Here is a 13,306-nt window from a genome sequence, read left to right as displayed (position 1 = left end):
TATATCTGATAAGAATACTTTATCTGCATAACTATATATTTTAATGAAGTATAGATATACCACACCTGATTATTCATCCCACGCGAACCGTAACACCCTTTCGGCACACTTAATGCAGCTAAAGTTTATAGTCGGATGATCCGATTAGTTAATTGATACCGAGATGCAGTTGTTCAGGAATATGGAGGTGATTGCCATGCTACCCATTATGCTGATAATCGATTTATTCTGGTGGCTGCGTTAATGATTTCTCGGTCGTACCTGTAAACGTTCCCGTCGGCATGGGGTGTATCGGCGGGAATGTTTCGTATATAGTCCATTTGCGCACCTCTCAATATATTTGATGTATATTATTAATATATCCGCTTATTCAATTGATAATAAACATATTATAAAATGATAAAAATATTATTAATTCCCTTGACAAATATGTTTCGTCCCATATAATCAATGCAAACGGGGCAATAGCTGATTTCTACGCGATCGTGATCGATCAGCTCCAAGCCAATCTATTAGCGGAGCGATCTTGCTGCTCAGGCCTTAGGTTGATCATGACACGTGAAGCAATGTAGAGATAGCTAACCTCGTTTTTATTTAAAAAGGGAACAGCTTGATAATCCAGGCTATTCCCTTTCTCTATATGGCGCCCCCGAGACGACTCGAACGTCTGACACCCGGTTTAGGAAACCGGTGCTCTATCCACCTGAGCTACGGGGGCCTTACTTCGTTATCATATGTTATGGTGTTGTCAATTAAATGGCAAATTATATTTTCATTTAAACTCAATTAAGGAAGAATAAGGTCTTCCGCCAAGCTGCCGAGCTCCATTCAATTCCTTCAACTCCAATACAAAAAATAGTTCCGCCACTTCCCCACCCTGTTTCTCAATAAGCCTCGCAGCAGCAGCAGCAGTTCCACCGGTAGCAAGAAGGTCATCCACAATCAACACCTTCTCTCCATCTTTCACAGCGTCAACATGCATTTCAAGACCCGATGTCCCATACTCGAGGGAATAGTCCTCGGAAACTGTAGTCCATGGAAGTTTGCCAGGTTTTCGTAGGGGTATGAGGCCTTTGGAGAGGTTAAGAGCAAGAACAGAGGCGAAAAAGAAGCCACGTGATTCGATTCCCGCGATCTTGTCAAACTGTGCATCACGGTATCTCTCAGTCATTTCTTCTGAAATCATCCTGAACGTTAAGGGATCAAGAAGCGCTGGTGTGATATCACGAAAAAGAATGCCCTTTCTTGGAAAATCAGGAATCTCCCTGATTCGTTTTAATATATCATCAAGCATGTTATCCTTTTCATAGGCAGAGATTCTCTTCTGCTGGATCCTGGGCCTCGAGAAGGCAACGAAGTTTTCTCAATGCCCTGACTTCAAGCTGCCTGACCCTTTCTCTGGACACCTTAATAACCAGACCGGTTTCCGCCAGTGTGTGAGTGACTCCATCATTAAATCCATACCGGATCTTGAGGATAAGTTTTTCTCTCTCGGATAACCTGTCGAGCAGCCTTGCCAATTCCTCATGTTCGATCTGCTGAAGGATTATCTTTTCAACATCGGTATCGTCTGGCGGGTCGATATTTGTAGTGAGTTCATTGTATGAATCGACGCTATTCGATACATCCAGCGCTTTGATATTCATGACCAAGTTCTCAATCATACGAAGTTTCTTGTTGGAAATACCAAGCACCCCTGCTTTTTCCGTCTGGCTCAGATTTTCGGTAGAGTTATCCATCGCAATATATTTTTTCATCAGCTGAAATACATGGATAGGGATCCGGATGGTCCTTGAAAAGTTTGAAATAGCTCTTACAATCGACTGTTTGATCCACCAGGATGAATATGTTGAGAATCGGAACCCTTTTTCCGGATCGAAGCGACTGACGGCCTTTATGAGCCCAAGGTTTCCTTCCTCAATCAGATCAAGAAATGGCACACCGTAGGAAGAATATGATTTTGCAATCGTAATGACGAGCTTGAGATTGCTGAGAATAAGTGTCTTTCTGGCTTCCTCGTTCCCATCTCTTGCCTTCCTGGCAAGTTCGATTTCCTCGACCCTGGAGAGAAGCGGATAGCGACCTACATCCTCGAAATATTTACTGTCTATACTTGAACTATTTCTACTTGCTGTCATATTACTTCCTGTCCGAGATTATTTAACGATATTGAGGAAGTCCAACGGATTGACAGTTTTCCCACCGACTCTCACTTCGAAATGAAGGTGCGAACCTGTAGAATTCCCTGTCACTCCGACTTTGCCTATTGCCTCCCCCCTGCGCACTATCTCACCTTTCTTTACTAACATGAGCGAGAGGTGTGCATACACCGTGCAGAACCTTTCTGAATGTTCTACAATAATCACATTACCATATCCACCCTGTTTTCCAGAGAATATTATTACCCCTTCAGCCACAGAAAGGACAGGTTCACCCAACTTTGTGTCTATGTCAATACCTGTGTGGAATTCCATGGTATGGAGTCGCGGATGCTTTCTGGCGCCATAAAGACTGGTTATCATGGAAAGATTTAAATCCGTTATAGGATATCCAGGGGAAAAAAGTTTCTTTTTTTCCGGCAGTCTGCTGGATGTAGTAGATACAGGTTTCCGATCACTCTCGTTCTTTTTTCCCATGTATTTGGGAGATGGTGAACACGAGACTGCCAGCGTGATCACACCGCACGCCACTAAAACTCGAACAGTTCTTGTCTGATAAGTAAGCATCATTAAAAAGTGGTCGGGGCGACTGGATTTGAACCAGCGACTTCCTACTCCCGAAGCAGGCGCGCTACCGAACTGCGCTACGCCCCGATTTCACACGGTAAAATAGCAATTCACATTCAATAACTCAAATAAAATCGGTATACTAAATCAACGAAATATATAATCATTCAGCCTGAAGCAATTCCCCAGAACGAGATAACACCCATAAATGCAAGCGTGACAATCGCTCCCGCAATAAGAATACCTGCTGCAACAGCCGGGATCGCAAGCTTAAGAGGCACCTTGAATAAAAAAGCGGCCGCGCACCCGGTCCATGCCCCTGTGACAGGCAGAGGTATCGCGACAAAAAGAATCAGCCCTATAGTCTCGAATCTTGATATCATCTGTCCCTTTTTGCGCGTCCTTTTGAAAAACCATTCGAAAAAGCGGTCCCATATTGGATATCTTCTAAGCCAGTTGGATACCCTTTCAAGGAAAAGAAGTATCGGGATGACGGGAAGGAAATTGCCCATCACAGCGTAGAAATAGGCTTCTTTCCAGCCTAGTCCACCGCTTGACAGGGCATAAGGTATCGCTCCCCTAAGTTCGGATATCGGAAGGGCGGCTATAAGGAAAGTCAGCAGTTTCGGAGACATCCCCTGGATCAGAGCGAAGATAGGATAAGTCACTATTCGGTTCCCTTCAGAAGAGGTACGAAGGCGCATCTTGAAAGTACTTGTTCTTTGATCTTTCCTTCCACCCAACTGTATAAGACAAGATGCTCGTGTTCCTTAGCGACTGGAGCAATCAGCATGCCTTCAACGCCCAACTGATCAATTAAACTGACAGGTTTTTCACGCATAGCAGCGGATACAATGATTTTGTCGTAGGGCGCGTAGAATTCCCATCCGTCCGAACCATCGGTGATCTTCAGCCTGATCCTGCCTGTTCTTATACGTGAAAGGACTTCACCCGCATTTCTTGATAGTGGTGCGATTCTTTCGACGGAGAAGACTTCCCGGCCAAGCAGAGAAAGTATGGCTGTCTGGTAACCACTGCCTGTACCAACTTCAAGAATCCTGTCGCTCGAAGATATCTGCAGATACTGCATCATCATAGCCTGCGTGTAGGGTTGGGAAATCGTCTGTGAATATCCGATTGGGAATGAACAATCGTCGTAAGCTCTTGCTCCAGTTGCAGGATCGAGAAAGAGGTGTCTCGGCACCTCCATGAAAGCCTGAAGAAGTCTGTCATTCTCGATCCCTCGCGCTGAAAGTTGATCTCTTACCATCCGCTTTCGCGCTATGCTGTAATCTACTTCGGGCTCAAATCCAGATCCCATTTGTCAAGATCACTCATCCTTTTTCTGTCAGTCATATCCACCATGAGGGGTGTCAGAGATACATATCCTTCGGTTATGGCGCAGAAATCAGAATCTTTCTCTTTCTTCCAGCCCGGTTCTCCCCCACCGATCCAGTAACATTCCTTGCCTCTCGGGTCAGTTTGTTTGATGACAGCATCATTGTATACTCGTGATCCCAGCCTGGCTACCCTGAGGCCACCGATCTCATTCATAGGTATTGCAGGGATATTTACGTTCCACAGAAGAACATTCTCATTCATACCCTCAAGCATTTTTGATGTAAGTCTTGATGAAATTAAAGAAGCAGCATCGAAAGAAACAGGATCCCATGACGTAATGGAGAATGCTATCGAGGATATTCCCATGAGGTATCCCTCAATTGCTGCAGCGACTGTTCCAGAGTACATCACATCCTCACCAAGATTCGGACCATGATTTATTCCTGAGACGACAATATCGGGTTTTTCACCCAGGATTCCCTGGACAGCCATCAGCAAACAATCAGCAGGAGTGCCCGAGACGCCGTATCTGTCATCACTGTATTTTTTTATCCTGAGAGGTCTATCCAGGGTAATAGCATGACTTGTTGCGCTCTGTTCATTTTCCGGAGCGACGATGATGACCTTGCCAAGATGAGCTATTCCAGCAGCAAGAGCTTTAATGCCTTCCGCACGTATACCATCGTCGTTTGTGACAAGTATTATTGGTTTTTTCTTCAATCATCTTCTCCGCTGGTTCTGTAGATCTTAGATCCTCCTGCAATTATTGCGAGGAGAACGGAGACTACCAGAAATAACTCTTGATGACCAGCTTGAAAAACCGGATCGTGTCGCGCAAGGGATTAATCTTGCTTTCTTCTGTAGCGTATATCGTACTGACAGGAACAGAACCTATTATCGCACCCTTGCTGCCAGCCTTGATCAGAATTTCACTTTCAGTCTCAAAATGTTCTGTGACAAGATCTATACTTGCAATAAGAGAATTTTTTATAAGGCGGTAACCTGACTGGCTGTCTTCGATCCTGCATCCTACTCTCTGGCTGATCACCATTGAAGTGAATCTGTTTGTGAGTTTTCTTACAAGGGGCATGTTCCTGGTAGATTTCATTCTGTTTCCAATAAGGATATCAGCCCCGGTCTCGTTAAACATGTCTACAAATCCTGAGATCTCCGATGGATCGTGCTGGCCGTCCGCGTCCAATGTGAAAACTCCCCTTATGTCAGTCATTTTGGTAAAATATTCGAACCCTGACCTGAGTGCGGCACCTTTCCCCCTGTTTTCAGGATGTGTTATAACAACTGCCCCGGTCGATTGTGCGGTTGTTGCGGTACCGTCTTTCGACCCATCGTCGATTATGACGATATTCCCGGGAGGAAATATATTCTTAAGGGAAAGGATCACGTCCGCGATATGATCTTGTTCATTGTATGCGGGAATTATGACCCCGAAATCATCAAGAAACATTTTCTGTCCTGTTTGCGGAGAGGTAAAAAAGCTGGTCGGGGCGACTGGATTCGAACCAGCGACCACTTGCCCCCCATGCAAGTGCGCTACCGGACTGCGCCACGCCCCGACAGGTGATAAAATAAACCTCTGACGCAAGAAAAAACAAGCTTAAAATTCATGACTGTCCCTGAACGGGGAAAGCCAATGGCCTGCAAAAGAATTACAGGCTTTTGACGAGCTCTTTAAGTTCGAGCAGATCCTGCTTGAGGGACAGAACGACCTCGAATTTTCCCGGTTCGGCAAACGGGATGCTCAATTGTTCAATAAGGATGTCCGGATTATTACTGGATTCCCTGAGCATCTGCCTTGCTCCGGATATAGTATATCCCTTCCCATACAGCAATTTTTTAATGGAAAGTATATACTTTATGTCCCGAATCCTGTAAGTCCTGTTTCCAGCCCTGTTTTTTCTGGGCTTCAACACGGGGAACTGGGTCTCCCAGTATCTGAGGACATGGGGTTTGACCCCCATAAGTTCACTTACTTCCCCTATCGAGTAATAAAGTTTCTGGGACTTTTGTTTCATCTGATTCACCTTGTCAAGTGGCTTCCATCCGGAGTGTCTGGATCATCTGTACATCTCGTTCCTTGCTTTTCTTATCATAAGGTCCCTGATAGCTCTTCTGGGATCTTTACGGCGGAACAGGACCTTGTGAACCTGTTCAGTGATCGGAAGTTCAACATGCGCTCTTTTGGACAGCATAACTGCAGCTCTGGTCGTCTTGACACCCTCGGCCACCATTACCATTTCCTCAAGAATATCATTCAGGGACCTGCCCTTACCGATCTCTTCGCCGACATATCTGTTTCTACTGTGACGGCTCATGCAGGTCACTATCATGTCGCCGACCCCTGCCAGCCCGCTCAACGTGCCATCTCTCGCTCCAAGTTTACAAGCCAACCGCTTGGTCTCAGCCAATCCCCTGGTCAGGAGCGCCGCTTTTGTGTTATCTCCAAAGCCAAGACCGTCACAGATCCCAGCAGCTATGGCGATTGTATTTTTTAGAGATACACCCAGTTCCACACCTATAAGATCTTTGTTTGTATATACTCTAAAATAATCAGTCATGAACAGGTCCTGAATATCCTCAAGAATCGTGATATCAGGTCCTGCAACAACGATGGATGTTGGCATTTTCCTGCTTACTTCCTCTGCATGACTGGGACCGAGGAGGCCTACTATCCGCCTTGAGGGGAGTTTAAGTTCCTGAGACAGGACTTCACTCATTCTGCATAGAGTTTTTTCTTCGAGGCCTTTGGATGCGTTGATCGCTATCATCTTTTTGTGGAAACCGGAAGTACTCGCTACCTGCCCTGCGACTTGACGCATAGTATGACTTGGAGTAACGAACAATATTCGTGAGGCGCCAGCCAGAGCTATCTCAAGGTCCGATGTGATGTGTACATTATCCGGTATCTTGACACCAGGCAGAAACTTCCTGTTTTCCCTGTCCCTTATAAGGGCACGAGCCTGATCCGGAAAGAACTCCCATAGGTTGATTTCGCATCCCTTTCCTGCAAGAAGAAGCGCGAGAGTCGTACCCCAGCTTCCAGCTCCTATGACAGCAACTCTCTCTGACCCGTATTTATTCTTTTTGTTCATGAGAAGTCCCCAACCTAGAATATCCTTGGTTCAGTGCCATTTGACAGACGTCTCAGATTGCTTCTATGCTTGTAGACAACCAATGCTGCCATTACTACGGACATGATTACTATGTAGCTGTGAGTCCTGCTTTCCAGAAAATGGTTTACGATAAGGATTATCACTGGAAGAAACAGTGCCGAGATCATGCTGGCAACGGAAACAATTCTGAATATAAGCAGGATCAGAGCCCAGATCAGAAAGCAGATACCAACAGCGACCGGCGCCATGGCGAGAAAAGCCCCCGCAGTAGTTCCTACGCCCTTACCTCCCGAAAACTTGACGAAAATGGAATAGTTATGCCCAAGGATCACTACAAGGACGCCGACAAGTACCTGAAGGATTCCGCCGATACCGAACATGCTTACGAGTTTTACAGCAAGGAATCCTTTCCCGATATCAAACAGAAGGACCGGCACTGCTGCTTTCGCGCCAAGTACTCTGAAAGTATTTGCTGCCCCAAGATTCCCGCTGCCATGCTGCCTCAGGTCGATCCCCCTGAGCAACTTTCCCATGATATAGCTTGAGGGTATCGATCCAAGGAGATAGCATGGAACAAGGATCAGGATGAATCTGATCACCAATTCCATTTTTATTTCTCCTTTGAACGCAGAAACAGCTTAACCTTTGTTCCCTCAAAGGTAAACCTTTTTCTTATCTTGTTATTGATATAACGGATATATGAACGAGGGAAATAGGTCGTTTTGTTGACAAAAAGGGTGAAGGTAGGAGGCTCTATGCCTGTTTGGGTCGAGTAATAGATTTTCCCTGTCCCTGTTTTAAAGAAACCCGGCGCCTTTGCTTTGACAGCTTCTTCGATAGACCTGTTCAATTCTGAAGTCCCGATCTGTTTTCTTCTTGCTTCCTGGATGGAAAAACAGAGTGGAAATATCTTTGTCAGTCTCGTACTATCTTTTGCGGATATAGTCAGCACCGGAGCATAATTGATAAATTGGAACTCATCCCTGACCCTCTGAGTGAATTTGCCGGCAGTCTTTTCGTCCTTCTCTACCAAATCCCACTTATTTATCAGGATAATGACACCTTTTCCGGATTTGTGAGGTAACGCGGCTATTCTGGTATCCTGACGTGATATTTCGGGTTCGGATCCATCAATCATGACCAGCACGATATCAGCATCCGTGACCGACTGGATGCTTTTCAAGCTACTTATGGAATCCAGGCCCCTCTCCGTTCTAGCCTTTCTTTTTACTCCTGCCGTATCGACAAGAACGATATCTTTACCATGATATTTTATCCTTATATTGATCGTGTCTCTTGTTGTGCCTGGTTCTTCGGAAACTATATGTCTGTCCTCACCAAGAAGAGCATTAACAAGGGAACTCTTACCCACATTCGGCTTGCCGATTATTGCGATTCTTAAATCTTCCTCCTCCGGCTTGTCGGCTGGTTTTTTTGGCAACCGTGATACTACTTCATCAAGAAGATCGGCAACACCAGTACCATGCAACGCGCTTACCATAAAAATGTCGCCGAGGCCTATTCCATAAAATTCGTTCGCATCGATGTGGTCCTGTTTGTTTTCGACTTTGTTAACGACCAGGATCATTCTATCCCTGAACGTCCTGAATGTCTTAAGTAGGTTTTGATCTTCGGACGTTACCCCCGTATCAACATCCACCAGGAAAATAATCAGTTCGGCTTCATCGGCCGTTCTTTTTATTCTCTCCGTTATTAGAGGCTGTAGATGGTCTTCTCCACTTAGGCTGAAACCACCCGTGTCGATGAGATTAAAACTAACACCGTTCCATGAGGCGACTTCCTCTATTCTGTCTCTCGTCACACCGGGTGTTTCATGAGTTATCGCCTTTCGGGTTTTGGTAATTCTGTTGAAGAGTGTCGATTTGCCAGAGTTAATCTTCCCTATAATCGCCACTGTAGAATATTTTTTCATCGACCGTTCCTCCGTTCACACTGGATTATGACACTTTCTTCGAGAAACGATCTCTCGGGTACAATCACTTTTCTTCCAGAAATATCTTCTATTTCTCCAGGCGTGATATCGTCCAGAAAGACTCCATCGTGATTTACGCTATTTGGAGGCATGACTACACATCCTCGCTGTTTGCTGGAGGCCAGCACATTTATGATATCCCTCCCTGCCAGAAGCCCTGATACGGTGACTTTGCTGCCAAAGGTCATGTTTGAAGCTGTAAGGATTTCAATGTCGGCGCCAGGTATTTTCTTCTTCAAGATCGGGATAATATATTTTTTCAGGAAGATCGAACCAAGCCTTCCGGTAACAACAGTCATCTCGAATCTTTTTATGCCGGAAAAGGCTAATCCTTCTATATCTTCGATTGTCTCATCGATGAAATCCCTGCACATCCCGACTCCATTTGACAGTTGCTCGTAATCACCATAATCCTCGGTAGCTGGAAGGACTTTCCCGGCGAGAAGGTAGAACTCGTCGGAAAGATGTATAAATGTATCAGGATAGAGTGAAGTAGAATACTTTACCCGAGCCTGTTCAGCCCAATCTACTATTTTTCTGGCTTCCGCCTTTGAAAAGCCTCTTATCTTGCTCAAGCCTCGGCGATGCTTCGTAAGGCCTACGGGTACAATAGCGAGAGATCTGCAAGAAGGTCTTAAGGATGCGATATCCCTTACGGTGCGATCAAGGATTCTTCCCGTGTTTAAATTGTTAACAAGCACGATCTGGGCATGGTACGTGATACCCTTTTCAGCCAGGAACCGTAGATCTGAAAGAATGTCTCTCTTTATGGGCCTCCCAAAAAGGGTTTTTCGGGTTTTCCTGTCCGTAGCATGTATGGACACGTATAGCGGGGAAAGATTGTACTTAATTATCCTGTCAAGTTCGGAATCTTTGATGTCGTTCATTGTAACATAATTACCAAAAAGAAAGCTCAACCGGTAGTCGTCATCCTTGAGATACAGTGATCTCCTCATCCCTGGTGGCATCTGATCGACAAAGCAGAAAACACAACGACTCCTGCAGCTTTTAAACTCCATTTCCTCGAATACAGGCATTGCCTTTTCTAATGTGGAATATTTTATCCTTCTTGATACTACCTTCCCGTTCTTTCGACGAACGGTGAATTGCGCTGCGCCTTCGCCAGCGGAAAGAAACAGGATATCCAGCTGATCACATACCATAACATCATCGATCGAGACTATCTCGTCTTCTTCCCGAAAGAATCCTTTGTTGCCCGATATACTTTTTATCTTTAACGTCATAGCCTACCTGAAAAATCCCCGCAGAGTCCGATTCCGCGGGGATCTGAAAGATGAGCGGGCAACGGGAATTGAACCCGCGACCTTCAGCTTGGGAAGCTGATACTCTACCAGCTGAGTTATGCCCGCATTGATTTCGTCTGAAGTTGAAATTATCAGTTGAACTCCTTCGTGTCAAGCATCTTGAACACCAGTTCACTTTGCTTCCGAACATCTCCATTGATCCATCTTATATCTTTGTCACTCCTGAACCATGTCATCTGTCTTTTTGCATATTGTGACGTTTTCAGCACGATTTTGTCGATCGTTTCCTGCCTGGAAGATTCCCCATTTACGTAAGATATGACCTCTGGATAGCCAAGAGTCTTCATCCCGTACCACTCCGGATCGGCTCCTTGTGACAAAAGAGACCTGACTTCTTCCGGCCAGCCATCGTCGAACATCAATAGAGTTCTTTCAGCTATCCGTTTTCTTAATTCTTTCCTGGTAATATCTATGCCAGTCTTAAGGCAGATCATATCAAGCCCTCCCCCTTCGGATTCCTTCTGTCGAGCAAAATGATCACTTAATGATAGCCCCGTGAGACTGTAAACTTCCAATGCTCTGGTTAGCCGATATCTGTCATTGGGATGGATCCTCTCTGCGCTTTCCTTGTCCACTTTTCGTAATTCTTTGAGGAGTTCGCAAGTAGAGGTCTCAATTATTGATTTCGCAAATGCGGACCTCATATCCTCATCTAGATCGATGCTGAAAAGACCTTCGAGAATTGCTTTGAGATATAGACCCGATCCACCGGTCAATATTGGGAGTTTTGATCGGGACAGTACATCCCGGACTGCTTCAGAAGCAATCCTGGAAAACCATCTCGCGTCTGTTTTCCTTTCAGGTCCTATAATATCAAGAAGATGATGAGGCACGAGTTCACGATCATGTTGTGAAGGTTTTGCTGTGCCGATATCAAGGCCCCGATAGACCTGCCTGGAGTCTATGGAAACTATCTCCCCTCCCGTACGGATAGCAATATTCAATGCCAGAGCACTTTTCCCGGAAGCAGTTGGGCCGACGATTACGAGAGGATTCATTAGTTTTCCCCTTTTACCGTCCTCAGAAATCTTCTTTCAAGATCAGCCACATCTACCCGCAACATGGTAGGCCTGCCGTGAGGGCAAGTGAATGGGAATTCTGTGGCGAACAGTTGGTCTGTGAGGGATTCCATCTCTTCAACTGACAATTTGTCTCCGGCTTTTACAGATGCCTTGCACGCGTAGGATTTCATCAACATCTCATGACTGCTCTTTCCAATTCCTTTTTCTGAAAGTATGTCCTGGAGAAGTCTGCCGTCATTCCAGTTCCGCACACCAGCCGGTATCCCGCGCACGATCACCGATCTGGCTCCAAATGGTTCTACCTCAAATCCTATGGGAGGAAGAGTGTCGGCAAGCCCCTCATAATTATCATATTCCTCGGCAGATAGTTCTAGCGTTGCAGGAAACAGTAAGGCCTGTACTGCAGATTTTTCGCCCGAAATATTTTTCTTCATCTTGTCGTAAAGTATTCTTTCATGTGCTGCGTGTTGATCGATTATCACCATTCCGCCTCTTATCTGGATGAATATGAAGCTCTGATGTAGTTGCCAGTATAATCTTCCGGTACCTGATGCGTTGTCGTCTCCACCTGATTCATCAAAAAGAGGTTGGGGTGATTTCTGGAAAAGCCAGTCAGAACGATGCTCTGACGATTCTAGTCCCATATCGTGTTGTTGTTGCGAATAATCCTCGCCGTTGGATTTTTCAGCTCCCCTTTTTCCCCCGTTCTCCCCTCCGGGGAATATTGTTCTGTAAACCGATTCCACTTTGTCTCTAAAAGATACCGTCTTCCCACCCACAGTCTCTCTTAGAACGGAAGATATCCTGCTATGAATATCCCTTTCGTTATCAAAACGTATCTCTGCTTTTGAAGGATGAACGTTTACATCTATTCTGTCTGGAGGTATCTCGATAAACAAGGCTGTCAGCGGAAACCGGTCAGACGGTATTATGGACTGATATGCCTGTCTTATTGCGTGGCTTACGGTCCTGTCTTTTATAATGCGTCCGTTTACGAACAGGAATTGCATCGTTCTGTTTCCCCGGGTAAGTCCCGGCATCGAAGTATAGCCATGGATTCTGATCCGGCCATCGTCATCGTCAAATCTTTTAAGGTTTGGGAATGTTCCCGCCCCAAAAATCACTTCCACCCTTTCGTCCATCGTTGAAACTGGATATGAAAGGACATCTTTTCCGTTACTTTTCAACAAGAATGCTATGTCAGGAACAGCTAGTGACAGGCTTTGAATAAAAGCAGTGATCTTTCTAAGTTCTGCTTGATCGCTTGAAAGGAATTTCTTTCTGGCAGGAACGTTAAAGAACAGATCTTCAGCGACTATATCTGTTCCCTGCGTCCTTGCTACAGGCCCGTCAGAGACTATTTTTTCCCCACTCCACCTCATCTCTCGGCCAACGTCTTCATCTATCGACCTCGAACTGATACTCAGTCTCGATACTGATTTGATACTGGCAAGCGCTTCTCCCCTGAATCCGAGGGTCATAATGCGGGAGATATCTTCTATTTTCGATATTTTGCTCGTTGCGAAATTCTCAATGGCAAGTGGAAGTTGTTGAGAAGATATCCCGATCCCATCATCGGAGACCCTTATAAGATCTTTCCCTCCCCTTATCACTTCCACCGAGATCCTTTTAGCCGAGGCATCTATCGAATTTTCTATGAGTTCCTTGACAGCATTTGCGGGTCTTTCTATAACTTCACCTGCAGCGATCTTGCCCGTAGTATCTGCTGTAAGTTTATTTATAATGGGCATTACCACACTTCCTGACC

14 protein-coding genes and 4 tRNA genes are annotated in these 13,306 nt (G+C 45.4%); all 18 read right to left on the bottom strand.

Annotated elements, in window-relative coordinates; translation table 11 throughout:
• Window positions 1–641: 641 nt before the first annotated feature.
• Window positions 642–718: transfer RNA gene (locus tag KOO63_04980), tRNA-Arg, on the bottom strand.
• Between the two features lie 54 nt (window positions 719–772).
• On the bottom strand, window positions 773–1,294 hold the full coding sequence (locus KOO63_04975) for an adenine phosphoribosyltransferase (protein MBU8921154.1): 522 nt from the start codon (window positions 1,292–1,294) through the stop codon (window positions 773–775).
• 10 nt (window positions 1,295–1,304) lie between these two features.
• Complete coding sequence (locus tag KOO63_04970) at window positions 1,305–2,138, bottom strand: RNA polymerase sigma factor RpoD/SigA (GenBank protein ID MBU8921153.1); 834 nt, start codon at window positions 2,136–2,138, stop codon at window positions 1,305–1,307.
• Between the two features lie 18 nt (window positions 2,139–2,156).
• The gene (locus KOO63_04965) at window positions 2,157–2,636 is read right to left on the bottom strand and encodes a M23 family metallopeptidase (protein MBU8921152.1); all 480 of its coding nucleotides are present in this window, start codon (window positions 2,634–2,636) and stop codon (window positions 2,157–2,159) included.
• Between the two features lie 100 nt (window positions 2,637–2,736).
• Window positions 2,737–2,813: transfer RNA gene (locus tag KOO63_04960), tRNA-Pro, on the bottom strand.
• 80 nt (window positions 2,814–2,893) lie between these two features.
• Window positions 2,894–3,394, bottom strand: a complete 501-nt coding sequence (locus KOO63_04955; GenBank protein MBU8921151.1) for a small multi-drug export protein — start codon at window positions 3,392–3,394, stop codon at window positions 2,894–2,896.
• The gene (locus tag KOO63_04950; GenBank protein ID MBU8921150.1) at window positions 3,394–4,047 is read right to left on the bottom strand and encodes a protein-L-isoaspartate(D-aspartate) O-methyltransferase; all 654 of its coding nucleotides are present in this window, start codon (window positions 4,045–4,047) and stop codon (window positions 3,394–3,396) included. Before KOO63_04950 ends, KOO63_04955 begins: the two co-directional genes overlap by 1 nt.
• Window positions 4,020–4,787, bottom strand: a complete 768-nt coding sequence (gene surE, locus KOO63_04945; protein ID MBU8921149.1) for a 5'/3'-nucleotidase SurE — start codon at window positions 4,785–4,787, stop codon at window positions 4,020–4,022. The genes KOO63_04950 and surE overlap by 28 nt, the downstream gene beginning before the upstream one ends.
• A 64-nt stretch (window positions 4,788–4,851) precedes the next feature.
• Complete coding sequence (locus KOO63_04940; GenBank protein MBU8921148.1) at window positions 4,852–5,532, bottom strand: glycosyltransferase family 2 protein; 681 nt, start codon at window positions 5,530–5,532, stop codon at window positions 4,852–4,854.
• Window positions 5,533–5,564: 32 nt separating this feature from the next.
• Window positions 5,565–5,641 (bottom strand) — tRNA-Pro (locus KOO63_04935).
• A gap of 93 nt (window positions 5,642–5,734) precedes the next feature.
• Window positions 5,735–6,100: a MerR family transcriptional regulator gene (locus KOO63_04930; protein ID MBU8921147.1), complete on the bottom strand. Its 366-nt coding sequence runs from the start codon at window positions 6,098–6,100 to the stop codon at window positions 5,735–5,737.
• Between the two features lie 42 nt (window positions 6,101–6,142).
• The gene (locus tag KOO63_04925; GenBank protein MBU8921146.1) at window positions 6,143–7,177 is read right to left on the bottom strand and encodes an NAD(P)-dependent glycerol-3-phosphate dehydrogenase; all 1,035 of its coding nucleotides are present in this window, start codon (window positions 7,175–7,177) and stop codon (window positions 6,143–6,145) included.
• A gap of 14 nt (window positions 7,178–7,191) precedes the next feature.
• A complete protein-coding gene (plsY, locus tag KOO63_04920) occupies window positions 7,192–7,806 on the bottom strand; it encodes a glycerol-3-phosphate 1-O-acyltransferase PlsY (GenBank protein ID MBU8921145.1) in 615 nt (204 codons plus the stop codon).
• Window positions 7,807–7,808: 2 nt separating this feature from the next.
• Window positions 7,809–9,131 (bottom strand): ribosome biogenesis GTPase Der, encoded by a 1,323-nt coding sequence (der, locus tag KOO63_04915; protein MBU8921144.1) that lies wholly within the window; start codon window positions 9,129–9,131, stop codon window positions 7,809–7,811.
• Complete coding sequence (locus KOO63_04910; GenBank protein ID MBU8921143.1) at window positions 9,128–10,435, bottom strand: DUF512 domain-containing protein; 1,308 nt, start codon at window positions 10,433–10,435, stop codon at window positions 9,128–9,130. Before KOO63_04910 ends, der begins: the two co-directional genes overlap by 4 nt.
• A 53-nt stretch (window positions 10,436–10,488) precedes the next feature.
• A tRNA-Gly gene (locus KOO63_04905) sits at window positions 10,489–10,561 on the bottom strand.
• Between the two features lie 26 nt (window positions 10,562–10,587).
• Complete coding sequence (gene miaA, locus KOO63_04900) at window positions 10,588–11,514, bottom strand: tRNA (adenosine(37)-N6)-dimethylallyltransferase MiaA (protein ID MBU8921142.1); 927 nt, start codon at window positions 11,512–11,514, stop codon at window positions 10,588–10,590.
• Window positions 11,514–13,306: DNA mismatch repair endonuclease MutL (gene mutL, locus KOO63_04895; GenBank protein MBU8921141.1), on the bottom strand; the 1,793-nt coding region annotated here is incomplete at its 5' end. The genes miaA and mutL, both read right to left, overlap by 1 nt.

This window comes from Candidatus Latescibacterota bacterium (assembly GCA_019038625.1).
Lineage (GTDB): Bacteria > Krumholzibacteriota > Krumholzibacteriia > Krumholzibacteriales > Krumholzibacteriaceae > JAGLYV01.
This window is presented reverse-complemented; position numbering and strand designations above follow the sequence as displayed.